This window comes from Sulfitobacter sp. SK012 (assembly GCF_003352085.1).
GTDB lineage: Bacteria > Pseudomonadota > Alphaproteobacteria > Rhodobacterales > Rhodobacteraceae > Sulfitobacter.
This window is the reverse complement of sequence record NZ_CP025804.1, coordinates 1,962,793-1,987,993: the sequence shown is the minus strand read 5'-3', so window position 1 is coordinate 1,987,993 and position 25,201 is coordinate 1,962,793. Positions and strand designations below refer to the sequence as shown.

At 56.0% G+C, this 25,201-nt stretch carries 23 protein-coding genes; 13 read left to right on the top strand and 10 right to left on the bottom strand.

All coding sequences use genetic code 11. From position 1 onward, the window contains the following. Window positions 1-583: 583 nt before the first annotated feature. Together C1J03_RS09635 and C1J03_RS09630 are read right to left on the bottom strand one after the other, a co-directional pair. Window positions 584-2,218, bottom strand: a complete 1,635-nt coding sequence (locus C1J03_RS09635) for an arylsulfatase (protein ID WP_114885982.1) — start codon at window positions 2,216-2,218, stop codon at window positions 584-586. 485 nt (window positions 2,219-2,703) lie between these two features. Beyond that, window positions 2,704-3,804, bottom strand: a complete 1,101-nt coding sequence (locus tag C1J03_RS09630; protein WP_114885980.1) for a CaiB/BaiF CoA transferase family protein — start codon at window positions 3,802-3,804, stop codon at window positions 2,704-2,706. A gap of 1,853 nt (window positions 3,805-5,657) precedes the next feature. On the opposite strand from C1J03_RS09630, the gene C1J03_RS09625 reads away from it, so the two are divergent. Further along, a complete protein-coding gene (locus tag C1J03_RS09625; RefSeq protein WP_114885978.1) occupies window positions 5,658-5,849 on the top strand; it encodes a hypothetical protein in 192 nt (63 codons plus the stop codon). 106 nt (window positions 5,850-5,955) lie between these two features. Here C1J03_RS09625 and C1J03_RS25600 read toward each other — a convergent pair whose 3' ends face one another. Further along, the gene (locus C1J03_RS25600; protein ID WP_216825908.1) at window positions 5,956-6,099 is read right to left on the bottom strand and encodes a hypothetical protein; all 144 of its coding nucleotides are present in this window, start codon (window positions 6,097-6,099) and stop codon (window positions 5,956-5,958) included. A gap of 210 nt (window positions 6,100-6,309) precedes the next feature. Then, entirely contained in the window at window positions 6,310-7,623 is a 1,314-nt protein-coding gene (locus tag C1J03_RS09615; protein ID WP_114885974.1) for an alpha/beta hydrolase, read from the bottom strand. A 453-nt stretch (window positions 7,624-8,076) separates the two neighbouring features. Between C1J03_RS09615 and C1J03_RS09610 the strand changes: the two genes are divergently transcribed. Next, window positions 8,077-8,403: a TfoX/Sxy family protein gene (locus C1J03_RS09610; RefSeq protein WP_114885972.1), complete on the top strand. Its 327-nt coding sequence runs from the start codon at window positions 8,077-8,079 to the stop codon at window positions 8,401-8,403. 174 nt (window positions 8,404-8,577) lie between these two features. Here C1J03_RS09610 and ndk read toward each other — a convergent pair whose 3' ends face one another. After that, the gene (gene ndk / locus C1J03_RS09605) at window positions 8,578-9,000 is read right to left on the bottom strand and encodes a nucleoside-diphosphate kinase (RefSeq protein ID WP_114885969.1); all 423 of its coding nucleotides are present in this window, start codon (window positions 8,998-9,000) and stop codon (window positions 8,578-8,580) included. Between the two features lie 104 nt (window positions 9,001-9,104). Here ndk and C1J03_RS09600 point away from each other — a divergent pair, with 104 nt between their 5' ends. From C1J03_RS09600 to C1J03_RS09590, 3 genes are read left to right on the top strand one after another with little or no spacing between them, the layout of a single operon-like run. Next, window positions 9,105-10,979: an ABC-F family ATP-binding cassette domain-containing protein gene (locus C1J03_RS09600; RefSeq protein WP_174234456.1), complete on the top strand. Its 1,875-nt coding sequence runs from the start codon at window positions 9,105-9,107 to the stop codon at window positions 10,977-10,979. Continuing rightward, on the top strand, window positions 10,976-11,614 hold the full coding sequence (locus C1J03_RS09595) for a MarC family protein (protein ID WP_174234455.1): 639 nt from the start codon (window positions 10,976-10,978) through the stop codon (window positions 11,612-11,614). Before C1J03_RS09600 ends, C1J03_RS09595 begins: the two co-directional genes overlap by 4 nt. A gap of 44 nt (window positions 11,615-11,658) precedes the next feature. Then, entirely contained in the window at window positions 11,659-12,240 is a 582-nt protein-coding gene (locus C1J03_RS09590) for a retropepsin-like aspartic protease family protein (RefSeq protein ID WP_114885965.1), read from the top strand. On the opposite strand, the gene C1J03_RS09585 is transcribed toward C1J03_RS09590, so the two are convergent. Together C1J03_RS09585 and C1J03_RS09580 are read right to left on the bottom strand one after the other, a co-directional pair. After that, window positions 12,237-12,695, bottom strand: coding sequence for a DNA polymerase III subunit chi (locus tag C1J03_RS09585; RefSeq protein WP_114885957.1), 459 nt, complete (start codon window positions 12,693-12,695; stop codon window positions 12,237-12,239). The genes C1J03_RS09590 and C1J03_RS09585 overlap by 4 nt on opposite strands. 6 nt (window positions 12,696-12,701) lie before the next feature. Then, window positions 12,702-14,174, bottom strand: a complete 1,473-nt coding sequence (locus tag C1J03_RS09580; protein WP_114885955.1) for a leucyl aminopeptidase — start codon at window positions 14,172-14,174, stop codon at window positions 12,702-12,704. Window positions 14,175-14,324: 150 nt separating this feature from the next. On the opposite strand from C1J03_RS09580, the gene lptF reads away from it, so the two are divergent. The 8 genes from lptF to C1J03_RS09545 are packed head-to-tail and all read left to right on the top strand — an operon-like array spanning window position 14,325 to window position 22,261. Beyond that, window positions 14,325-15,455, top strand: coding sequence for an LPS export ABC transporter permease LptF (lptF, locus tag C1J03_RS09575; RefSeq protein ID WP_114885953.1), 1,131 nt, complete (start codon window positions 14,325-14,327; stop codon window positions 15,453-15,455). Beyond that, a complete protein-coding gene (gene lptG / locus C1J03_RS09570; protein WP_114885951.1) occupies window positions 15,452-16,549 on the top strand; it encodes an LPS export ABC transporter permease LptG in 1,098 nt (365 codons plus the stop codon). Before lptF ends, lptG begins: the two co-directional genes overlap by 4 nt. A gap of 1 nt (window position 16,550) precedes the next feature. Next, window positions 16,551-18,695 carry an LPS-assembly protein LptD gene (locus C1J03_RS09565; RefSeq protein ID WP_254694233.1) on the top strand — a complete coding sequence of 715 codons (2,145 nt, stop codon included), beginning with the start codon at window positions 16,551-16,553 and terminating at the stop codon, window positions 18,693-18,695. Beyond that, window positions 18,683-19,906 (top strand): peptidylprolyl isomerase, encoded by a 1,224-nt coding sequence (locus tag C1J03_RS09560; RefSeq protein WP_114885947.1) that lies wholly within the window; start codon window positions 18,683-18,685, stop codon window positions 19,904-19,906. The genes C1J03_RS09565 and C1J03_RS09560 overlap by 13 nt, the downstream gene beginning before the upstream one ends. Then, complete coding sequence (gene pdxA, locus C1J03_RS09555; RefSeq protein WP_114885945.1) at window positions 19,903-20,868, top strand: 4-hydroxythreonine-4-phosphate dehydrogenase PdxA; 966 nt, start codon at window positions 19,903-19,905, stop codon at window positions 20,866-20,868. Before C1J03_RS09560 ends, pdxA begins: the two co-directional genes overlap by 4 nt. Then, window positions 20,865-21,698 (top strand): 16S rRNA (adenine(1518)-N(6)/adenine(1519)-N(6))-dimethyltransferase RsmA, encoded by an 834-nt coding sequence (gene rsmA / locus C1J03_RS09550; protein WP_114885943.1) that lies wholly within the window; start codon window positions 20,865-20,867, stop codon window positions 21,696-21,698. The genes pdxA and rsmA overlap by 4 nt, the downstream gene beginning before the upstream one ends. Beyond that, window positions 21,695-21,829, top strand: coding sequence for a hypothetical protein (locus C1J03_RS25950; protein WP_302661620.1), 135 nt, complete (start codon window positions 21,695-21,697; stop codon window positions 21,827-21,829). Before rsmA ends, C1J03_RS25950 begins: the two co-directional genes overlap by 4 nt. A gap of 24 nt (window positions 21,830-21,853) precedes the next feature. Further along, window positions 21,854-22,261 (top strand): hypothetical protein, encoded by a 408-nt coding sequence (locus C1J03_RS09545; RefSeq protein ID WP_162798486.1) that lies wholly within the window; start codon window positions 21,854-21,856, stop codon window positions 22,259-22,261. A 104-nt stretch (window positions 22,262-22,365) separates the two neighbouring features. Here the strand turns inward: C1J03_RS09545 and C1J03_RS09540 are convergent, their stop codons facing one another. The 3 genes from C1J03_RS09540 to prfA form a co-directional block, all read right to left on the bottom strand. Beyond that, window positions 22,366-23,064, bottom strand: coding sequence for a DUF4167 domain-containing protein (locus C1J03_RS09540; RefSeq protein WP_114885939.1), 699 nt, complete (start codon window positions 23,062-23,064; stop codon window positions 22,366-22,368). Window positions 23,065-23,274: 210 nt separating this feature from the next. Further along, window positions 23,275-24,111 carry a peptide chain release factor N(5)-glutamine methyltransferase gene (gene prmC, locus C1J03_RS09535; protein WP_114885937.1) on the bottom strand — a complete coding sequence of 279 codons (837 nt, stop codon included), beginning with the start codon at window positions 24,109-24,111 and terminating at the stop codon, window positions 23,275-23,277. Continuing rightward, window positions 24,108-25,157: a peptide chain release factor 1 gene (gene prfA, locus C1J03_RS09530; protein ID WP_114885935.1), complete on the bottom strand. Its 1,050-nt coding sequence runs from the start codon at window positions 25,155-25,157 to the stop codon at window positions 24,108-24,110. Before prfA ends, prmC begins: the two co-directional genes overlap by 4 nt. Between the last annotated feature and the right edge of the window lie 44 nt (window positions 25,158-25,201).

Sequence of the window (25,201 nt, the reverse complement as noted above, 5' to 3'; positions counted from 1 at the left end):
CTAGAGTAGTTGTTGCCAGCTTGAGCAAAAGTGCGAATACTGACCTGATGCTGAAAGCAAGCCTAAGTCTGGCTTTCGTATCCAGCTCTTTGCGGTCATCTATGTAGCTTTCACAATCCTGCAGTCTGGTCTCGAACCGGTCATTCGCGGCGCGTTGAAACAAGGTCTGTCATGCGGACAAGTGTGCTTTCGCTGCACGTGCCCCAAGGTCAGCTTCTAGAAATGCGAGGTCGAAATCGGCAAAGGGTTTTGGTCACTGACCGCCCATTCTGCTGGTGACGGAAAGGTAGGGTCTTTACGAACCTTAGGATCTAGACGGACAGCATTCATTCATTCGAACAGGAACGTAGCCCAATCTCCGGGCCAACAATTCCGGCGCCTAGAATGATCGTTTCGGAAGCGTGCGCTTGCGCGGCCTCCACAGGACAGGCAAACCCCGATCCCCAAGCGAGAGCGGACCGCTTTACTTAGGACGCCTTAGGCTCAGGAACAACAAGTCGAGCCTTGCGCCAACGGCATATTTCTCCATATCAGGGCAGTTCAATTTTTGAGGGCTGACCACGCCGACCAAGTTAGAGCGTTCTCACGGCACCGCTGGAACGACCCCGACATCGGCGGCATAATCGTTCCATGCAGCCACGAGTTTGGCCAGCAGCTCTGGCTTCTCGCTTGCCAGATTGTTGCTCTCACCCGGATCTTCATCAACGTTAAACAGGCGCCATTTGCTGTCGCCATAGGGCGGCGGAACCAAAACAGCCTTGTAGCTGCCCTGACGCATCCATTTACCTTCGCCCATTTCGCCGCCGACGAAATCTTCCGGCCCATAAACTTCCTGCGCTGCACCACTGATCAACGGCATCATCGTTCGACCACGCGGTTGTTCTACTTCATGGCCGTTAAATGTTGTGGGATATTCAACGTCTGTAACGTCCAAAAGCGTCGGCAAAACGTCCCAGACATAAGCAAACGCGTCGGTTGTTTCTCCCTCAGGGATACCCGGTCCTGCCATAATCAGCGGCACCCGGATGCCACCCTCACCAACGGTCAGCTTGAACCAGTCAAGCGGTCCGTTCGACGCGGTCGCAAAGCCTGGGCCATAGGCGTAGTTCGACCCCGGGTGGCCAATATTTTCCAAGCTGTGGTCAAACAAATTGACAAATTCTGGGTTAGTAGCCCCGGGATAATCTGCCGAGTAAAACGGATTTGAACCGTTGTCAGACAAAAACACGATCACGGTATTGTCCAACTCGCCTATGTCAGCGAGGTAGTCAATAACTCGGCCATAGTGGTAATCCATGGCCTCGACCATGCCCGCATAGACTTCCATGCCGCGGCTTTCTGTGGCTTTTGCTTCTTCAGACAACTCATTCCACGGCTTCACAACCTTCTGGCGTGCCGGCATAATTGCGGTCTCGGGCACCCGACCCAAGTCCTTGGCCGCGGTCCAGCGTCGGTCTTTCAGGACATCGTAACCTTCGTCATACCGACCCTTGTACTTTGACAACCATGGTTCCGGCACATGCACCGGGTCATGCGGTGCCGTGAAGGCCAGATAGGCCAGAAACGGTTTATCATCTCCGTGATTGGTTCTGATCTGGTCGATCAATATATCGACGTAGCTGCGGCTTGAGTAGAAATCTGCAGGCAAACTATCAATGTGCTTGCCGTTAGAAGCATAGGGAGCCGGGTGGTCTTCGGGCAGAATGCCAAGCATATCGTCCCAGTGGCTTGCCCCGCCAACCAACATCGTAAAGCTCGATTCAAAGCCGCGATCAAACGGCAGTTCACCTTCCTTATGACCAAGGTGCCACTTGCCAGACATATAGGTGTGATAACCCGCTGCTTGCAGCACCTCTGCCATTGAAGCGACGCGATCATTCAAGTGGCCCTCATAACCCGGTTGTCCAACCTGATTGGCGACCAGCATCTCGCTCATCGTGCCAAGCCCTGCGACATGATTGTCATTGCCTGACATCAACATCGAACGGGTCGGAGAACACGACACTGAAGCATGAAAATCCGTAAACAGCATGCCTTGTTGGGCCAACGTGTCCAAATTCGGCGTATCAATTTCGCTACCATATGAGCCAAGATCAGTCCAACCCAGATCATCCGCCATAACCAGCAAGATGTTCGGTCGATCCTCAGCGCTTGCCGCACTCCCGAGCAGCAACAGGCCGCTTGTGAACATTGACATCGTCCAAGTTTTCACGGCCATCGGTTCCGACCTCCTCTAGGGGACTTCAATTCTCTGTACGAACGTTGTTAACATCCTGCATTGGCTATCAGTACGAATACAACAATATCTGTTAGAAAAACGAAACAGATGTAACGAGCAAGGGTCTTGATACGCGGTTCGATGCATCCGTCTTTCCCGGAACCGCATCTCGCCCTCAATGTCTAAAAATGCATACCGAAGTGCCAGCTACTAAGGGCTCAATGCCGTCAGCTGACGGTTTTGGTCGGATGACAGCTGTTCCGTGCTGAACAGACAATGGTACGGCCGAGTCCATCCATTGTGGCTTTGTGATTCATCTGCGACAGGAGGACTGCCCATGTCGCATCTTTACTTGCTTCACACAGCATACTTGAAACGCTTTCAGCATCTGTTACCGAACACAGCAACCGGGCATAATTTTTCAATTGCACCAATGAACATACGACATTCTCCATCCATTAGAGGGAGAGGCGTAAGTCATCCTTTTACACCCTCCAGCGTTCGATCGATTTGCCAAGCTCGGCCAGAATTTCTTCGGTGTGTTGGCCGCGCGCGGGCGGGGTTCCGGGCGGTATTGCGCGTCCATCAAAGCGTGGGGCAGCCGCCGCTTGCAGTTGGTCATCATCGTGCCAGATGCCACGTTCTTTGCTCACCTGATGCTCGGCCGCCTCATCGGGACTGAGGACTGGACCTGCACAGGCGTCCGTACCGTCAAACCGCGCAGCCCAATAGTCCCGGGTCTCCGTTGCAAAAATCTCGACAAGACGACGGGTAGCCTGACCCCAACTGTCCGCCTCAAATTGTCGGGCAAAATCAGGATCATCTTGCACGCCCAACCGACGCAGAAAAACGGAGTAAAATTTCGGTTCAAGAGATTGGACACTCATGAAACCGCCATCAGCACAGACGTAAGTCCGGCTCCAGTGAGGACCATCTAGCAGGCCTATACCCCTCTCTGAACTTTTAGGTCCGCTTTGCCTTAGGGTCATCAGCAAATTCATCATGTGCGCGGATCCATCCACGATCGCGGCGTCCACCACCGTGCCCTTACCAGTTGCGCGGGCGTTCAGGATGCCTGCCAGCATACCGACCGTAAGATAAAGCGCCCCGCCACCGATGTCCCCCACAAGCGTGGGCGGCGCGACCGGAGGCTGACCCGGCAACGAAGCATACCATAACGCGCCCGACACCCCGATGTAGTTCATATCATGCCCTGCCGTTCGCGACATCGAGCCGCTCTGCCCCCAGCCCGTCATGCGGCCGTATACAAGCGCTGGTTTGACTGCGTGGCAGTCTTTCGGCCCAAGCCCCAACTTTTCCATGACGCCGGGGCGAAATCCTTCGATAAGCCCGTCCGCAGTCCGCAGCAGCGCCTTTAGGGTCGCCACGTCATTGGGGTCTTTGAGGTCAAGCGAGATGGACCGTTTGCCACGGTCGATTATTGGCTGGTCGGGCATTCCTGGGGTCGGGTTGCCGCCTTTGCGGTGAACCACAATGACGTCTGCGCCCATATCGGCAAGGTGCATGGCCGAAAATGGGCCCGGACCGACCCCTTCGATCTCGATAATCCGAATGCTGTTCAGCATGTTAACCTCCCTCTTCCCGTCTGCTTCCTTGGGTGCTCGCTAGTTTGGTTGGGCACGGACTTAGTAACCATCTTAAAACTGCCGTCGAGGCGCAAGACTCCAAGGGTTCTTATTGAAGAGGTTAGATTTCATTTTTCAATAACTGTGATACTCGATCGAAGTCAGCGTTCTGTATTGCTCTATGCCCTGAGCACCGAACCAAGCATTCCATCATGTCGAATACGGCCCAAGGGGCCTCTAGCCAACAACACCAGCTTATCAATTTGTTCTATTTTGACATTCGGTCCTGACTGTCTGGCAGTCACGCTCGTGAAGCGGGAATTCCACATTGCATAGCGAAAGTGGGAATCGAAAATACACCATCAGCGTCCGGTGAATAATCTCGGTGCTCGTTCCAAAATAGCGGCAAAGGAACCGTTTTGTCATCCACTGGCACCACGAGGTCCCCTACCCGGCTCAAACCAGATTGATCCGAAAGGCTTCTCAGCTAGAATGCATCAAGCCACAAAACACAGCGTGATCATCGATACGCATACGATTACAGAGGCTGCTGTTGTGATGGAGTGCCTCCGCTCTAACCGATCGGCAAGCACACTCTCAGGAAGCTCTTCTAAAAAGTAACCATCAGGCGAATGCCGAAAATCGGCAGCCCTATGTGTCCGAGCGTTCTTCATATACAAATCTACTCACAAGGCCCAAAAAACAATCTCTGGGTTAAATTGGGCCGCCCGGGAACCACCCGCACGGCCCTATACTCTTTAAAATTCGTTCAAGCTGCCTGATGGGATGGTGTCAGGCCGCAATAGCAAATCAACTCTGTAAAAACGTTGGAACCTTTTTAGCTCAACCAAAGCTGGCGCCGGAACTAGTTGAATTTAATTTTCTTGGGCGCACAAATGTACCAGCGCAGGGTGATTGAATTACCCTCATAGCGGGAAACGATGTCAAGGCTCGGCACTCACTGTTCACAGGAAAGCTGCTGTACCTTACAATTTGAAAGCCATGGCGGGCTTCATTCAAGGAAAACCACACACGCTGTTTCTTGTTATCGGCGCTAACGCCCCGTGCAAGGCTATCCAATCACGGCGCGACAATGCAAAAAGGCTCGATGATTGCGAGCCGCGCTTCCAAGTAAATGCAGCGGATCAAAACATCGCTCAAGCGGCGTGTGAAAATTCGGCGAATAGGGAAGCGAAATGTGACCCTTACGTCCGGCAACGATTCGTCAGTTTATTCCCGCCATGAGGGAAGGATTGTTTCCAATCTTGGCAGACCTTGACGCTGCAGCGTTATTAATTGGCAGTTTTGGCGACAATCCAGTGTCAGAAATGTGATTCAACAAATTTTCGACTTAAAAAAGAACGATTCCCGTCAGAGTTGAGCTCAATCATGAGTAGGTATTCGATACCTGCTTAGGTGAGAAGGAACGGCCAAGTTCTCCCAAGAACCAAAGGGAGACACACTAACCAGCCGGCCCGCTCACCATCACTCTTAGCAGTTAAAGGATGGTTAAGATTTGGCGCTCCGTAGGCTCTCCTATGATTGCCTACAGCTCCGAGGGACGAATGCGACCTATGGGATGGTTGCACTAAAAAAAACAAGGCGTAAACGCCTGCTGCAAGTTAGGAAGTAAAATGAACAACGTGATCTCTTTCAAGAAGTGTACCAGTAGCCGAAATTGTGCGATTATTAAGCGGTTCTCCAACAATGTCGTGTCTCTCACTGATTGGAAGAAAAGGCCTCAAGCGCTGCGTACGCCGAATGGTGTGTTCTTCATCACTTCCGTGCTGGCTTGCCCCGGTAACGCCGCCTGATCCTTCCCACTCACAACCACCGTTCGTTAGGAGAAATCAATGAACATTTCGCTTTTGGAAACCGCACGCCGTAATCGTATCGTAGCCCTCGAAAACCTTCGCATCAAAAAGCAGGTTAACGAAGGCTCAGGCCAAGTACTTAATCTTCAAACCATGCGCGAGAAAATGAAGACACAACCGATGTTCAAAACAGCCAGAATGCGCCATTTCGAAGAGCGGCGTGCTGCATAATCGGAAAAGGGCTAGTGAATGCCAATCGCGATCCCTCCCGCTTAAAGCTGGCTTGTCCCCTTATTGCCAAGCCAGAAAGCGGAAGGGGGATGACCACTTTCTCCCCCTAGCGGGCCTGCTTTTCCTCTATCAGCTGTCTGTCAGCATAACGAATAAGGCTGGCCGCAATAGTCAGTGCTAAGTTTTCAGGAACACCGGATTTCGATTTGACGGCTTTCAGGCTGTCCAAGCAGTCTACCGGTTTGGTCATTATCAAATTTTTGCAAAAACGCCTGCCGTTTCAACCTGATGGCGACCGCGCAACTCGCAGGATCGATGGCTACTTCAAGCACCTCGTGCTCCTGCATTGCTACGCTCGACAGCATTGAAGGCACCTCTAAGCCCACCCGGCTAGGGCAGCGCAAGACCCGTAGGTCTAAACAGCCCGCTGCGAACCCAGCTTCAGCCCTCCCGCAGCCAATTATTTTGCAGTGATGCTGACCAAACGCTGAGGATAATCTGGCGGGAAGGTCCACACTGATTTACCCTCAGATCGCACCAATCCACGTTCTTGTGCGGTGAACCGCGTCAACAAGGACATGAAAATATCACTGCTCGCCCACGGGGACGTACGAAAGAAGGAGTGACCATTTCCAGCGGAGGATTCTTCGGCATCCGTCACATCTATGATTTCAAGCTTGTCCAAACTGGCCAGCTTGGCCTCCAGCGCTGGCCAGACATCATCGCCGTCTTTGTCCCAACTCTGTCCAAGCCGGTCGCGACCAAACACGAGGCTCGAAACCCCCAACGCTGAATCTGTGCCCGACGTGTACACCGACAGCTGATCGACGGCCTCCAAGATACCGTCTGCCAAGGCATGTCCAAAGTAACTGCGGTCCAAATCACTGCTGATCAAGATAACATCCCCCAGCCGCGGCCCTGAACCCTCTCGGTTCAGAAGTGCAATTTGATATGTCACTTCAAACGCCAAACGCGATCCAGCGCTATATCCAATGAGGTTAATGTGGTCGGCATTGGTATTCTCAGACAAGAACTCAATCAAAGACCTTAGATTGCGCCGGGTTGCAGACGCCGTTTCTTGATCTTTGAAATACGCAAATCTGTTGGGTGTCGCCGCCCAATTATAGGTAATGAAAGCGCCCTGATATCCAAGAAAATGCTCCAACTCTCTGCCAACAAGTGTCGAATACTCAAAATCAACGTTGTACCCGTGAATATAAATATGGACGTCTTTGTTTTTCGACAAAGCCAGTTGAGCATCAATTTCACTGGCAAATCCCTTGCCTGCGGCCTCCATTTCAGCATCACTCGGGGGAGTTTCGTACAAATCCGCGACGCTGTAGGGCAGCACGCCTATCTCGGTTACCCCTACTACATTCAGCAGATATTTCCGGTCGCGATCACCTTGCAGCGTAATATCGACAAATTGCTGCCAGCTGCCCACCGTTGGCGACAATTCAACCTCGGCATACCCCGCACGCGAGAGTTGACCGCGCTGGTTTGTATAATGCGACTGCTTGTCCTCCGGACCAGCGGTCTCGCGGTCTGTTACGTAAAAGAGCTTTGAGCGGGCAGACAGCGCCGCGGCGTCTGCCGCCAAAAATGGAGTGAACCCGGTCTGCGCATAGACGGCCGGCGACGGCATCAGTTCGATCTCGTTATATGACCCTTCACCGCATCCTACCAAGAAAAGCGAGAGTGCCACGGGCCAACCAAGTGCACGAAATCGGACAGGCCCAAAAAGGCTGCGCGGCGGAAATTCAACAGATTGCATGTTACTCTTTCGTTGTGACCAGAGTTTTACGCGTCGTTGCGTGTGCTCGATTAAGCTTTGGCAAGTGTAGTCAGATCAAGGTCAAACGACAATCAGGTGTTTCGCGTCGAGTATCCCTATTCCGCGCATAATGGGGTGACCTTTTGCTCAACCGCGCGGCAGCGCAGTCGGCACATTATTTCCAAACAATACCTTAATGTCGCCCTACCGCCGGCAGGATCAAAGCGCAGCTTATACCTGCGGCAGGCCTATGTTGTCGCGAAATAGTAAAGAGTGGAATGCGTGTATGTCAGATCCAGAACCCAAAGTACCAACGCCAATGCCAGACCAAAAATTGTCCGCCCAAACTGCAAATACTGCCTCAAAAGACCATCCCCCGCAGGAGCCAAAAATAACCGACTATGCCAGTTTGTGATCCGTGACACCGGGTACGTGATCGCTTAAACTTAGCGAATGGCGACTACGATTTCATCTATTCGCAACCTCGGTCCCATGATGGAGGAGGCTTGCATCAACGCGGGCATCCCCGACGCAGAAACCCTGCGCGAACTTGGTGCAGATGCCACCTATGCCAAACTTTTGAGCACCGGCACCAAACCGCATTTCATCGGGTATTACGTCTTGGTCATGGCGCTTCAGGGGCGGCCCTGGAACGATTGCAAGGGCGCGGAAAAAATCGCCCTGCGCAAACGCTTTGATGCTTTAAAGGCTGGGCATTTTGACAAGGGATCGTCAGAATTTGAACGGATGATGAACTTGATCGGCGTTCGCAACACCTAAGAGCGCGTTTACATTCGAACCTCGAGGGACATCGGCTCCCATTCCGCAACTCTCATGATGTCAGCCGGGGCGCAATTACCTCCAACACGTCAGGTAGCGCGCCCATTGCGGTCGTCACAAACGAAAAAGGGCAGCCAGAAGGCCGCCCTATTCCATAAAACCTAACTGCGTGGCTTAGCCAACCAGCTCAAGGCCAGAAAAGAAATACGCGATTTCGATCGCTGCTGTTTCTGGCGCGTCTGAACCGTGGACCGAATTTTCGCCCATAGATTCTGCGAAATCCGCACGTACTGTGCCAGGTGCGGCGTCTGCTGGGTTCGTGGCGCCCATCACTTCGCGGTTTTTGGAAATCGCGTTCTCGCCTTCGAGAACCTGAACAACCACTGGCGCGGAGGCCATGAATTCGCACAATTCGTCATAAAAAGGACGCTCAGAATGCACCGCGTAAAACACGCCGGCTTGCGCCTTGGTCATGTGGATACGCTTTTGTGCAACGATGCGCAGACCTGCGTCTTCAAATTTTGCATTGATTTTACCGGTCAGGTTACGACGTGTGGCATCGGGTTTAACAATCGAAAAAGTGCGCTCAAGGGCCATGTGGCTTGCTCCTATGGGTGTTAATTTGGCCGCTCCCTAGCATGGTGCCCAGCCCATGAAAAGCTGCGATTGACGCGGGCGGGCGCTTGGTCCACACCGCGCCCATGTTACGCATTTCAGAGATCAACTATTCCGTCGAGGGTCGCCCCTTGTTCGAAGAAGCCAGCGCCGTCATCCCAGATGGCCATAAAGTGGGGCTTGTGGGCCGAAATGGTGCGGGTAAAACCACGCTGTTTCGCATCATCCGCGGAGAGCTGGGCCTAGACGGCGGCAGCTTTTCCTTGCCATCGCGCGCCAAGATTGGCGGCGTGGCCCAAGAGGTGCCGTCCTCAGAGGTGTCGCTGCTCAATACGGTGCTTGCCGCTGATACCGAACGCGCAAGCTTGCTTGCGGAATCCGAGACAGCAACCGACCCTGCCCGCATCGCCGAAGTGCAGACCCGTCTTGCCGACATCGATGCATGGTCTGCCGAAGGGCGCGCCGCTTCGATCCTTAAGGGTCTGGGCTTTGAACATGCCGAACAACAGATGCCGTGTTCTTCGTTCTCAGGTGGCTGGCGGATGCGCGTGGCCCTTGCTGGCGTGTTGTTCGCGCAACCTGATCTGCTGCTACTTGATGAACCGACCAACTATCTCGACCTCGAAGGGGCGCTGTGGCTGGAAAGCTATCTGGCGAAATACCCTCATACGGTTATCATCATCAGCCACGACCGTGGTCTGCTGAACCGCGCCGTCGGTGCCATCTTGCACGTCGAAGAGCGCAAATTGACTTATTATTCGGGCCCTTACGATCAGTTTGCCCGCCAGCGCGCCGAACGCCGCGCCGTGCTGTCCGCCATGGCCAAAAAACAACAGGCCCGCAAAGACCACATGCAATCGTTTGTGGACCGCTTCAAAGCGAAGGCCTCCAAAGCCAAGCAGGCCCAGTCCCGTCTCAAGATGATTGAGAAGATGGACATGATCACGCCGCCTGAAGAAGCCGCGCGCAAGGTGTTCACGTTCCCGCAGCCAGACGAGCTGTCGCCCCCCATCATCGCCATAGAAGGCGGTTCTGTTGGGTATACGCCTGGCAACCCTGTCCTTTCGCGTCTTGACCTGCGCATCGACCAAGACGACCGCATCGCGCTTTTGGGCAAAAACGGCCAGGGCAAATCGACGCTGGCAAAACTGCTGTCTAACCGCCTTGTGCTGATGGACGGCAAGGCAATCCAATCCTCGAAACTGCGCATCGGGTTCTTTGCCCAGCATCAGGTCGAAGAGCTGCATGTCAACGAGACACCGCTACAACACTTGATCTCAGCACGCCCCGGTGTGCTGCACTCCAAGTTGCGTGCCCAAATGGCTGGGTTCGGCCTTGGTCCCGATCAGGCAGAAACCCAAGTGGGTCGTCTGTCGGGCGGTCAAAAGGCGCGATTGTCGTTGCTGTTGGCCACTCTTGATGCGCCGCATTTGCTGATCCTCGATGAGCCGACCAACCACCTTGATATCGAATCGCGCGAAGCTTTGGTCGAGGCGCTTACCCGCTATTCCGGCGCTGTTATTCTGGTCAGCCACGACATGCATTTGCTGTCGATGGTCGCGGACCGTCTTTGGCTTGTCACCGATGGCACGGTCAAACCTTATGACGACGATCTTGAAGCATACCGCAAGATGCTGCTGACCCCAGAAAAGCTCGGATCAAAGAATAACTCTAAGAACCCTGTTAAAAACGTTGAGGCTCCAAAAGCCAAACGCGCCAGCCGCGAGGACGTCCTAGCGCTGCGCTCTGAAGTTCGAACAGGCGAGGCCCGGGTGGCCAAGATTAACGACATGCGCGACAAGCTGGCCAAGAAACTTGCCGACCCTGCCCTTTACGAAAAGGACAAAGTGGGTGAGCTTGAGGTCTGGAACAAGAAATACGCTGAAGTCATGACCGCGTTGGACCGCGCTGAAACGATGTGGATGGCGAGCCTCGAAAAACTGGAGAAAGCACAGGCATGATCTTGGACACCGCCTATATGATCACGGCTTTCGTGACGCTATTGGTGGTGATCGATCCTGTGGCGATTGCGCCCATATTCCTCGCCCTTACGCCTGGCATGGATAGCGAACAGCGCGCGCGCATCGCTTTGCGTGCCGTTCTCGTGGCGGGGCTTATTCTCGCGATATTCGCCTTTTTCGGCAAGGCTGTGCTCGATTTTGTGGGTATCTCCATGGCCGCATTTCGCGTCGCGGGGGGCGTTTTGCTGTTCCTCACAGCGATGGACATGCTGTTTGAGCGGCGCACCAAACGGCGCGAAGACAGCTCTGAGGTCACAGACTCTGAACACGATGATCCGTCCGTCTTTCCCATAGCGATTCCGCTGGTTGCAGGTCCCGGTGCCATTGCGTCGGTTATTCTGTTGGTTGGCGAAAAGCCGGGCGGCGAAGGGCTGGTTTCTATCCTTGGCATCACCGCCGTGATTTTGCTGATCATGTACGTCATGTTGCTCCTGTCCAGCGGACTGGAGCGTGCGATGGGCAAGGTGGCGATCAACGTGACAACCCGGGTTCTAGGCATGCTGCTGGCAGCCCTGTCTGTGCAATTCGTGCTCGATGGCCTAGCCGAATTCGGATTTGTTACACCTGTTGTATAGCAGCATCCCGTCCCTATCTTAGTGATAGCAAGAAAGGAGCCGCCATGACCGGAGATGATACAGCCCGCCTGATTTATCTTGTTCTTCTGGGCGTTTGCGTCGGTGGCTGGTTCCTAGTCCAAGGTCGTGAGAGTATTGGAAAAACCTTGCAGCAGGCAATGATCTGGGGATTTCTATTCCTTGGTGTGGTCGCAGGTTATGGGCTGTGGAACGATATCCAACGCTCAAGTATGCGCAACCAAATCGTGCAGATTGGCACCGGTCAGATCGCCGTGCCGCGCCAACTTGACGGGCATTATTACCTGACCCTCGATCTCAACAACCAGCCGGTGCGCTTTGTTGTCGACACTGGTGCCACGCAGATGGTCCTGACCCAAAAAGACGCGCGTGCCGCAGGGATTGACCCGCAAGGTTTAAATTATCTAGGCCGCGCCAATACTGCCAACGGCGAAGTGCGCACCGCACCCATCCGCCTTGATACTGTGCGCCTTGGCGGCATCACCGATACAAATGTTGCGGCGGTGGTGAACGAAGGCGAGATGAGCGGATCGCTTTTGGGCATGGGTTATTTGCAACGCTGGGGTCGGATTGAAATCGCCAACGGCGAGATGATCCTGACGCGCTAGGCCTCGGCCTTTTTTTCCCAACGGCCACTTTCTTCAGACCAATATTGCGCCGAAGCCCCTGCTCCGGTCAGCGACTTCCACTGAACACGCGCCCGCGCAAGCGCCGCCTCATCATGGCCGTCAAAAAGAATACAGACACGCTCCAACGACACGATTTCTTGGGCCGTCACTTCGGCACCCTGCACCGCCATGACGCACACGGCACCATTCAGAACGTCGGTGCCGGTCCCAAGCAGCACGGGTTGGTCCACGTCAGATTGCCCGCCAGCCATGCCATGCGGCAAAAAGCTGTCGGGTGGTCCCAGCCAAAGCGCTTGATCCAACGCCTCCAACCCTGCCGCATCCGTGCCGCGCACAGCAACGCGCCAGCCATTGGCCAGCGATTTATCCAACAACATCCGCAGCGTATCGGCCAAAGGCCGCTGCGTCAGGTGGTAGAAATAAGCAGCACCCATCTGCTCTTACTCCGCTTCAAACATGTCCGCGACCAATCGGTTAAGAGAAGCCACACCCCAACCCGTTGCGCCCTTAGGGGCCAGCGCCGTTTCCGATTTAACCGACGCCACACCCGCGATATCCAGATGGATCCAAGGGGTTTCGTCTTTGACAAAACGCTTGAGGAATTGTGCAGCAGTGACTGACCCTGCAGCCCGCCCGCCGATATTTTTCATATCCGCGATGCGGCTTTTCAACATATCATCATAGGCCTGACCCAGCGGCATGCGCCACGCGCCTTCGCCCTCAGACGCCGCTGATTTCAGGAACGCCTTGCACAGCGCGTCATCATTGGAAAAGACGCCTGCATTTTCATGGCCCAATCCGACAATGATCGCACCCGTGAGTGTTGCCAGATCAATCATCGCAGCAGGCTTATATTTCTCCTGCGTGTGCCACATCACATCACACAGCACCAAACGCCCTTCAGCGTCAGTGTTGATGATCTCGACCGTATCGCCCTTCATCGAGTGGATCACGTCACCGGGCCGCACAGCGTTGCCAGAAGGCATGTTTTCCACGATCCCAACAATCCCGACCACATTCGCCTTGGCCTTTCGCAGCGCCAGTGTGCGCATCACGCCGGACACAACGGCAGCACCGCCCATGTCCATTGTCATGCCTTCCATGCCCGCACCGGGTTTGAGGCTGATGCCGCCAGTGTCGAACACCACACCCTTGCCGACCAACGCCAGCGGGGCGTCGCCCTTTTTGCCGCCATCCCAGCGCATCGCAACGACATAGCTCGGGCTGTCAGATCCCTGCCCCACACACAAAAGCGTGTTCATTCCGAGCTTTGTGAGGGCTTCTTCATCCAAAACCTCGACCTTTAGGCCAAGCTTTTCCATCTCTTTCAGACGATCCGCGAATTCGGTCGTCGTCAACACATTCGCAGGCTCATTGGTCAAATCACGCGTCATAAACGCTCCCTCGGCCACCGCCATCAACGGCACAGCTGCCGCCGCCACTTCATCTGGCTTTGACACCATAATGCTAACCGTGCCCTTGCGCTCTGCTGCACCGGTCTTGTGATCATCAAAGCCGTAGTCGCGCATCGCGATCCCGTACGCGATCTGTGCCGAACGCCGAAATCCCCCTGCCATGACCAGTATATCCGCCCCGCCACGTACCCGCGCCAACGCAGCGCCACCGGCCCGTGCGGTCGTCACGTCATCGCCGCGCGACAGCCGGATCACATCGACGGCATCTGCGGCCATACCCGTCGGATAGGACAGGCTTATGTGCCCGCCAGCCTTCAATTTGCCAAACGCTACCCCTTCGACCAGCCGTTTCAGCGCGCCCTTGGTCAGCTTGTTGACCCTGCGCGCCCCGGGATCGAGCTTGCCTTCGGCGTCCACAATTACGGCCACACGGCCGGCATGTTCTGCAATTTGGTCAATGTCTGTGGCATCAAAGGAAATCGGGGTCAGGTGGGTCATCTAAAAAGCCTTTCGCTGCGGATCCTGCACAGACCTAGCGCGCCATGCCCGCCATTGCCAGAACCGAGCAGCAGATATCAGTTTTATGACCCGCAATTTTACGCTAACCTGCCTATTAAACGCCGTTAGAGCAGACCGAGAGGATATCGTGTGGCCAAAATCGACCGCTATATGCTGTCGCAACTCCTGGTCCTGTTTGGATTTTTTGCGCTTGTTCTGGTGGCCATTTTTTGGATCAATCGAGCTGTGGTGTTGTTTGACCGGCTGATCGGTGATGGCCAAACTGCCCTTGTTTTCCTTGAGTTTACGGCCCTCGGCATGCCGCGACTGATCACAACCGTCCTTCCCATCGCGACATTTGCAGGCGCGGTTTACGTGACCAACCGGATGTCGAGCGAATCTGAACTAACTGTCTTGCAGGCAACTGGCACGGGACCCTGGCGCTTGGCTCGCCCGGTTTTTGCATATGGCCTCTGTGTCGCTGTGATGATGTCCGTCCTGAGCCATTTTCTGGTGCCATTGGCGCAAGGCCAGCTGAACGAGCGCGAAGGCGAGATCGCCCAAAACGTATCAGCGCGGCTGTTGACGGAAGGCACGTTTTTGCATCCAACCGATCAAGTCACCTTTTACACACGCATCATCGGCAAGGACGGCGTCCTGCGCGATGTCTTTCTGTCTGACCGGCGCGACCCCAACGAAGGTGTGATTTATACTGCGGCCGAAGCGTACCTGATCCGCAATGGCGAAGGGACGACGTTGATCATGGTCGACGGCCTCGCTCAGCGGCTCCAAACTGAAGGCAAGCGCCTTGCCACAGCAAAGTTTCAAGATTTTTCCTTCGACATCTCCGGTCTTGTCAGCCGCGAAAGCATTAAAGAAGTCCGCATTGGCAACATGATCACGCCGTCGCTGATCGGCGGTTGGGATGCGCTGGCAGTGCTGGCAAATGAAACCAACGGCACCATCGCCGAAGAAGTACACGCCCGTTTTGCCCAACCGCTGTTTTGCATCGTAGCGGCCTTGGTCGGGTTCTCTACCCTGCTGGTGGGCGGATACTCGCGATTTGGCGTCTGGCGGGAGGTCGCCATCGCGTTTGGCCTATTAATCGCCATCGACGGGTTGCGCGGCACGCTTGTCGATAAGGTGCGCAGCGATGCGGATATGTGGCCATTGATGTACCTGCCTGTATTGATCGGTACGGTGCTGGTGATCGCAATGCTGGCCTACGCGTCCAATCCCGGCTGGCGCGCAAGCTTGCGTCGGCAGAAGGCCACGCCATGACCCTGCATTTCTATTTCGCGCGGCGATTCACCCTCGGCTTTTTGCTGATCACGACGGTTTTGCTCGCACTCGTGGTCCTTGTGGATTTGATCGACCAAACCCGTCGTTTTTCAGACTATGACATTGGATTTGGGCGTATTTTTGGCCTAACAATGCTGAATGCACCGCAAACGCTCAACTTGATCCTGCCGTTGATCATGATCCTTGCCACCGTCATGCTTTTCCTCTCGCTGGCACGGACATCCGAACTGGTGGTGACAAGGGCGGCTGGACGCTCGGCCTTAGCTGCGTTGATGGCACCATTATGCGTGGCGTTGGTCATTGGCGGATTGGCCGTTACCACATTTAACCCGATCGTTGCCGCCACATCGAAACGCTATACCCAGCTTTCTGAGATTTACCGTTCTGATGGGGCTTCGGCCTTGTCGATCAGCGACGAAGGGCTGTGGCTGCGCCAGGGAAGTGCTGAGGGCCAGACAGTGATCCGCGCATGGCGTTCCAACGCAGATGCGTCCGAGCTTTATGATGTGACTTTTATTTCTTACGCCCCAGACGGCGGACCAATCCGCCGGATCGAGGCGGAAAGTGCAGCCTTACAAGACGATGGCTGGTTTCTGAGCAGCGCAAAATCCTGGCCCTTGCGCGCGGGCATCAACTCAGAAGGCAACGCAGAGGTCTTTGACCATCTCATCATCCCCTCCAGCCTGACGCTCGACAGTATTCGCGATAGCTTTGGCAAGCCGGCCGCGATCTCGATCTACGAACTGCCAAGTTATATCCGCCAGCTCGAGCAATCCGGCTTCAGCCCACGCCGTCATAAGGTTTGGCTGCAAACTGAATTGGCGCGCCCTCTGTTTTTGATGGCTATGGTTCTTGTCGCGAGCGCATTCACCATGCGCCACACCCGGTTCGGAGGGACTGGCGTTGCCGTCCTTTGCGCCGTTCTTTTAGGGTTTGGTTTGTATTTCATCCGCAGCTTTGCGCAGATTCTTGGCGAGAACGGGCAAATTCCGATTTTGCTGGCCGCTTGGGCCCCACCTGTTGCATCCGTGTTGTTGGCGCTTGGCCTCCTTTTACATGCGGAGGATGGCTGACATGCTTCGCCTCCTTGCTGTTATGTTAGTGCTTTTGGCCCCGCTGCGCCTGGCTGCTCAAGAAACGTCCCCTTCGGCGGTCTTGGTTGCGGATGAACTGTTTATCACCCCAGACCGCGTGCTGGTCGCATCCGGCAACGTCGAGGCCTTTCAGGGCGACACCCGTCTGCGCGCCACGTCAATCCGCTACGATCAGGCCACCGGCGCTATGACCATCGAGGGCCCGATCATCCTGACGGAAGGTACCAGGACCGTCATCATCGCAGATGCAGCATCGCTGGACGCCGATTTGCGCAATGGGATACTGCGCGGCGCTAGATTGGTGTTAGACGAGCGCCTGCAATTGGCCGCGACGCAAATTGACCGCGTGGATGGCCGCTATAGCCAGCTTTACCAAACGGCCATTACCTCGTGCCGTGTTTGTGACGATGGACGCCCACCGCTTTGGCAAATCCGCGCACGCCGGGTGATCCATGATGATCTTGAGCGCCAGCTTTATCTTGAGAATGCACAGTTCCGTGTGGGCAATGTGCCGATCTTTTATCTGCCACGCATGCGCCTGCCGGGCCCAACTGTGGAACGTGCGACTGGTATCCTAGCACCCTCCGTCCGCACGACGTCCCAATTGGGGATCGGCGTCAAAATCCCTTATTTCATAACACTCGGCGAACACCGTGATCTGACATTGACACCCTATGTATCGGCCAAAACCAAGACGCTAGAATTCCGCTATCGGCAAGCATTCATCAACGGAAACATCCAATTTGATGCGGCGGTGACCCGTGATGAAATTGAACGCGGCAAAACGCGTGGGTATTTCTTTGGCTCGGGTGCTTTTGACCTGCCTTCGGACTTCAACCTGCGGTTTGAAATCGAAACAACCAGCGATGATGCCTATTTGATTGATTACGACTACTCCGATGCCGACCGGCTGAAATCAGAGCTGACAGTAGACCGCGCGCGCCGTGATGAATACATCCGCGCCAGCCTCATCAATTTTCGAACCCTGCGCGACAACGAGGATAACGACACAATTCCAACCCTTGTGCTGGACGGCGAATATGAACGCCGGGTGTTTCCGGTCAGCATCGGAGGAGAATTCCGCTTTGGGCTAGAAGCGCATAGCCACTACCGGACGTCCTCGCTTGCGACTGACGGGCCTGATGCGGACGACATTGTGGATGGGCGCGATGTTGCTCGGCTGAATGCCCGCGCTGAATGGCTCAACACAACAACCTACCGTGGGGGTCTGCAAACCGATTGGCGTTTTGGCGCAGCGTTTGACATCTTTAACATCTCCCAAGACGCAAGCGTCAGCCAAACTCAATATGATGCGGTCCCTTTTGCGGCATTTACTCTGCGCTATCCGATGGCTCGTGCAGGCAAGGGCGGCAGCGCGCAGGTGCTCGAACCCATCGCCCAATTTTCTTGGACCGGCGGCGGACGCCTACCTATTCCCAACGAAGAAAGCACGCGGGTTGAATTTGACCAGGGCGACATCCTCTCAATGTCCCGCTTCCCGGCTCCTGATCGGCGCGAACACGGCTCTGTTGGCGCGCTAGGGGTCAACTGGTCGCGGTTCGACCCAACTGGATGGGACGCGCATCTGACCGTAGCGCAAGTGTTTCGCGACCGGTACGACGATGCCTTTACCGAAAGCTCAGGCTTGCGTGGGACATCGTCAGACCTTTTGGTTGCGGGTCAGATCACCGGGCTGAACGGGCTGGCTTTGACAGGTCGCAGCCTGCTTAACGAAGACTTCAATATGTCTAAAACCGAGTTGCGCGGCGAATGGGATTTTCGCCGGGGGCGTCTCGGCGGTAGCTATGTTTGGCTGGGCAACGATCCCGATGAGGACCGCGATCGCAATGTTTCCGAGTTCACACTTGATGGAAATTTCAAGGTCAACCAATTCTGGACAGCCAGCGCAGACTGGCACTACGACACAGAATCTGGTCGTGCCTCCACCGCTGAGCTGGGCCTAAGCTATAAAAACGAATGTGTGACTGTTGATCTGACGGTAAAGCGCAGAAATACCTCCTCATCAAGTGTTGAGCCCTCCACCGATATCGGGTTTAACATCGGCTTGCGCGGGTTCTCCGCCGGCTCTGGAACAGAAAGATACGCCCGCTCATGTTCAAACTGATCTCTCGGCCGCTGGTCGCACTCGCATTTACCGCCGCTATTGCTGGCTCAGCTGCGGTTGCACAAAACCTCTTTGCCCCTGTGGCCACGGTAAATGGGGCCGGCATCACGCTTTTTGAAGTCCAGCAACGCCAGCTCTTTTTGACCCTGCTCAACGCCCCAAATGGCGATGATGAGGCAACCATCAACTCATTGATCGATGAACGGCTGCGCACGGAAAAAACCACTGAGGCCGGCCTGGACCTGAGCGAAGAATCAATTCTGGCTGCCCAAGAGGAATTTGCGGGCCGCGCAGAATTAGACCGCGAAGAATTCATCGGCATCTTGAACCAAGCCGGCGTGTCTGAAGAGACCTTCCGTGATTTCGTCGTCAACGGAATTGTTTGGCGCGACTACATCCGTGGGCGCTATGGGCGGCGGGTGGAAATCTCAGAAGCCGAAATCGACCGCGCATTGGCGCAACAGAACGGCGGCAGCTCTGCAATCCGGGTGCTTTTGTCCGAAATCATCATCCCTGCGCCGCCTGAGCGTGCCGCTGAGGTAAATGCGATTGCCGAACAAATTGCAGACTCGTCGTCAGCGGAGCAGTTCTCTGCTTATGCGCGTGAGTATTCCGCCACTGCCTCGCGCGAACAGGGTGGACGCCTTGAATGGACCCCGCTCAACCAATTGCCGCCAACCTTGCAGCCCATGATCATGTCGCTTTCCCCCGGTGATGTCACCGCGCCGTTGCCGATCCCTGATGCCGTAGCCCTGTTCCAGTTGCGCGCGATTGAAGAAACCAGCGCGCCTGCCCGCGAATATTCAACCATCGAATACGCCGCCTATTACATGGCCGGCGGCCGTAGCGAACAGACCCTGCAGCAGGCCTCAAACTTGCGCGGTCAGGTCGACCGCTGCGATGATCTTTATGCCTTTGCCAAGGGTCAAGCCGAAAGTGTGTTGGACCGCGAGGTGAAAAAACCCGGCGAACTACCACAGGATTTCGCCATTGAACTCAGCAAACTTGATCCTGGCGAAGTCTCCACCGCACTCACGCGCTCGGACGGCCAAGCCCTTGTGTTCCTGATGCTATGCGGCCGCACGGCCATGGGGAATTCCGAAGTTAGCCGCGAAGACGTTGCTGAAGCAATTCGCCAACGCCGTCTAGCAGGTTTCGCCGACAGCCTGCTGGCCCAACTGCGGGCCGAGGCGCGCATCGTCCGCAAATGACCAAACCACTTGTCCTAACCTGCGGGGAGCCTGCAGGCATCGGGCCCGAAATCGCCGTGCGCGCTTGGGAAGCCTTGGCTGACCAGATGCCGATGTTGTGGTTGGGCGATCCGCGCCACCTGCCCGGTGACGTGCCCCATGAAGTGATCAGCGACCCAGCGCAGGCCGCTGAGGTCACGCCGCGTGCGCTGCCGGTGCTTGCCCATCCTTTTGCAGGAAGCGCCACACCGGGCCAGCCAGATCCTGCAAATGCCATTGGTGTCATCGATGTGATCGCGCGGGCCGTTGCTCTGGTGCGCAGCGGTGCGGCTTGTGCCCTGTGCACTGCGCCGATCCACAAAAAGGCTCTGAAAGACGGCGCTGATTTTGCCTACCCCGGCCACACCGAATACCTTGCGGCGTTGGCGGGACAGTGCGAAGTGGTGATGATGCTCGCCTCGGATCAACTGCGCGTGGTGCCCACAACAATTCACATCCCGCTTGCAGACGTCCCCAACATGCTCACGCCAGCTTTGTTGCGCCGCACCATTGAGATCACCGACGAAGGCCTGCGCCGCCAGTTTGGCATTCCCAAACCGCGCCTTGCTGTCGCTGGTCTGAACCCCCACGCGGGCGAAGGCGGCACAATGGGACACCAAGAGGTAGACTGGATCGCCGGACTGGTGGACGAGTTGCGCGGCGAGGGCTTTGACCTCACAGGCCCCTTGCCCGCAGATACGATGTTTCACGCAGCCGCCCGTGCGCGCTATGACGCCGCAATATGTATGTACCACGATCAGGCGTTGATCCCGATCAAGACCCTTGATTTTGACCTTGGTGTGAACGTCACGTTGGGCCTGCCATTCATCCGCACCTCGCCCGACCATGGAACCGCCTTTGACATCGCCGGGCGCGGCATTGCAAACCCATCAAGCATGATACAAGCCATGCGTTTGGCCCACCGAATGGCAGCAAACCAATGATCGATAATCTCCCCCCCTTGCGCCAGATCCTTGACGACCATGACCTGCAGGCCCGCAAGTCAATGGGCCAGAACTTCCTGCTGGATCTGAACCTGACGGCTAAGATCGCGCGCCAAGCAGGTGATCTGGCAGATTGCGATGTGCTGGAAATCGGCCCCGGCCCCGGCGGGTTGACCCGCGGCTTATTGGCCGAGGGCGCGCGCCATGTGCTTGCCATTGAAAAGGACCGGCGCTGTCTGCCCGCGCTCTCGCAAATAGCGGACGCCTATCCAGGGCGGCTCACCGTGATCGACGGCGATGCGCTTGAAATCAACCCGCTCGCCCATTTGACGCCACCGATCCGCGTGGCCGCCAATCTACCCTATAACATCGGGACCGAATTGTTGGTGCGCTGGCTCACCCCGCCTGACTGGCCGCCGTTCTGGCAAAGCCTGACGCTGATGTTTCAGCGCGAAGTTGCGGAACGTATTGTCGCCAAACCCGGCTCCAAGGCTTACGGGCGTTTGGCTTTGCTCGCGCAGTGGCGGGCCGACGCACGCATTGTGATGAACCTGCCGCCCGAAGCCTTCACACCCCCGCCCAAAGTCTCCAGCGCTGTGGTGCATCTAACGGCCCTGCCAAAGCCTAAGTTTGAGGCGGACGCCGCTGTGTTATCCCGCGTTGTCGCAACTGCATTCAATCAGCGGCGTAAAATGCTGCGCTCCGCACTCAAGGGCATAGCCCCCGATATCGAAGACCGCCTACTTGCCGCCGGGATCAAACCAACAGAGCGTGCCGAACAGGTTCCGCTTGAGGCGTTCTGTGCCTTGGCACGTGAAGTCGCGAAATGAAAACGCCGCTTGGGAAATTGGTAACAGGGGCAGCACTCTGGGCCGTGCTTTGCGCGCCCCTGGCCCATGCAGATCACTCAAATGCCGACACCGCTGCCGTGCTCGCTGAAATACGCGATACCATGACGTGATCCAACCACAGCACGACGGTAACCTTGAACGGCTGCACGCTGCAGATCAAGACGCACCTGCGCGATACATGTGACTATGACACACAGCCAAACTGGAAAATTACGACAATTGTTTTGGATGAAGTTCGCGAAATGGAGTGGCGCAAGTACGACGACAAACAGATTCTTTGGGTCACGCTTGATGTACTAGAGCCGCCTCAGGCACTAACCATATTGGATACGTTGCGGTTCGGGAAAGCTGAAGCTATTAAGCGCTTAGGGGAACGAAGCGCGCTTCTTCTTCCCCAGAACCCAGTAAAAAGCGGCACGTCCGTGATTTCTTGTACCAGGATCAAAAGAAGGCGGGCCGAGCGTGAAGTTTCTGTCACTTTTAACGAAAGACCCAAGCTATGGCCGCAGATCGAACCGCTGCTACAGCAATGCCGTAAGTAGTAAACGCGCCGTCGGTCAAACGGCAAAGAGCGACAAAACCCCCACTACATTATACCTGCTGATGTAAAAAAGGCCCCGCGTGATGCGAGGCCTTTTCAAAATACCTACTCGGCCGCGTCGGGCTGATCGCTCTCACCTTGCGGTGCGGCGTCTTCCTTGGGCTTAGGCTTGCGCCGTGGCGCGCGTTTGGGCTTGGGTTTGCTTTCTGGCGTTTCCACCAATCCGCTTTCCTCAGCACCAGTATCTTGCACTAAGAAATCAGGCAGATCGGCCGTGTCGTGGCCAGTCTGGGGTCGCCGCTCACGCTTTGGGCGGTTGGTATGTTCTTTTGGTGCTACATCAGGCTGCTGGACGCTTGGCTGTTCAGTGTTGTGGCCAGAGTTCTGATCGCCCTGCGGCGCATCACCACCACCATTTGCCGCTTCGCGTTCTTGACGCTCGGCCCGCTCGCGGTCCCGCTCAGCTTGGCGTTCGCGGTTCTGGCGATCCTGCTCTTCTTGGCGTTCGCGGTTAAAGCGCTCTTGCTCTTCACGTTTGCTGTCCATTTCGCGCTGTGCTTCTGAAAGCAGGCGCAAATAGTGTTCCGCATGTTGCTGGAAGTTTTCCATTGCAACGCGGTCATTGCTCAACTGCGCATCGCGTGACAGCTGATTATATTTTTCAATAACCTGCTGCGGCGTGCCGCGCACCTTGCCTTCGGGGCCCGAGCTATCGAACACACGGTTGACGACGTTGCCGCCCTGCTGGCCACCGCCACGGTTACGGTTATTCTTGGACCTCGAACGTGATCTCGACGATTTCATCTGGGAATTCAGCCTTGTGTGCTAATGATCTTTTTGCCGGTCACGCAGCCTCTGCGTTGGTCTGTCCCGGCTCATGCGATTGTTGGGCTTACGCCGCGCGGGACCACCCTAAGGTATCCACCGCTGCAACACGTCTCACAAACCACGCGAGAGCCAAGGGGGCAAGAGGGAATGCGATACAAATGAAGTAAAATGCGCGAAAACACGCCGTTATGCCGGGTTTTCGGCACAGATTACACGGTTGCGCCCATCAAGGTCCGGTAGAATCGCCACGCGCGCCCATCCGGCCGCCTGAAATATTTCAGCGACGTCCGGTCCCTGCTGCCACCCAATTTCAACCATAACGCGACCTTGAGAAGTCAAATACCCCTGCGCTTGATGCGCGATGATCCGGTACGCACTAAGCCCATCACCGCCATCCGTCAGCGCCATGGCAGGTTCATGCAAGGCGAGTTCCGGGGCTACGTCCGCCATTTCGGCTTGGGCCAGATAAGGCGGGTTAGACACTATCAGGTCAAACCGACCTTCCACAGCAGAAAACCAATCCGATTGGACAATCTCTGTACGTCCCGCAACCTCGTGCAACACCGCATTGGCGCTAGCTTGCAGACAGGCCCTTTCGCTCAAGTCAACGCCCACGCCGTGCGCGTCAGGGCGCTCTGCCAGCAACGTCACAAGAATACAGCCCGATCCTGTGCCCAGATCCAGCACACGTGTATAGGGAACAACCAAAGCCGCTTCGATCAGCGTCTCGGTTTCGGGACGCGGGTCAAGCACGTCGCGGCTGATTCTAAAGGAACGGCCATAAAAGGCGCGCGCACCAACCAGGTGGGACACCGGCACCCGAACGGCACGCAAAGCGACCAGGTGCTCAAATCGTTCGGATATTTCAGGGGCAATTTCTTCGGGCGCGATCAGCGTAACACGGACAGCATCAACCGACGCCGCATGTGCCAGCAACACTCGAGCATCGCGTGCGGGGTCCGGCACCCCTGCCGCGCGCAGCCGCGCCGTCGCTGTGGCCATTGCGGCACCCGCGGTCGTCATTGGCCCATCTCCGCCAACATCTGCGCCTGCGCATCCGCCGTCAGCGCATCAATAATCTCATCCAGATCACCCTGCATCACCGCATCCAAACGGTAGAGCGTCATGTTGATCCGGTGGTCCGTCATCCGCCCTTGCGGGAAGTTATATGTCCTGATCCGCTCGGATCGATCACCGCTGCCAACTTGGCTGGCACGGCTATCGGAGCGTTCTTTGTCTACGCGTTGCCGCTCCGCATCATAAAGCCGCGCTTTGAGAACCTGCATCGCAATCTCTCGGTTACGGTGCTGCGATTTTTCAGAGCTGGTCACAACGGTCCCGGTGGGCAAATGCGTGATGCGCACCGCAGAATCGGTTGTGTTGACGTGCTGGCCGCCCGCACCAGAGCTGCGCATGGTGTCGATGCGTATATCGTTTTGATCGATGTGAATGTCCACATCCTGCGCTTCGGGCAGCACCGCGACTGTAGCCGCCGAGGTATGAATGCGCCCGCCGCTTTCCGTGCTCGGCACACGTTGGACCCGGTGGACGCCGCTTTCATACTTTAGCCGGGCAAAAACGTTTTCGCCGGTAATATGCGCCACGACTTCCTTGATCCCGCCCAGCTCGGTGGCCTGCTCTTCGATCATGTCGAACTTCCAGCCACGCGCTTCGCAATACCGCTGGTACATGCGCAACAGATCCGCAGCAAACAGCGCGGCCTCATCGCCACCTGTGCCGGGCCGAATTTCCAGCATCGCAGGTTTGGCATCCGCTTCATCGCGCGGTAAAAGTGCGAGCTGCAATGCGGCCTCAGCGGCCGGCAGCTGTGCCTCAAGTGTCGGGATTTCTTCGCGGGCCAAGGACGCCATTTCCGGGTCTTTGAGCATCAGCCGTGCGTCGTCCAGATCATCAAGCAGTGAACGGTACGCGCTGATCTGTTCGACCACCGGCCGCAGGTCGGAATATTCCTTGGCAAGCTTGGAGATATCACCACCCGCCGTCGACATCGCCGCCTCGAGATACTCGAAACGGGCAGAAATCTGTGCAAGGCGGTCCATGGGTATCATCGCGCATCCTTTGGTCAATCAAGGGGCTTTGGTCAAGGCCTCCG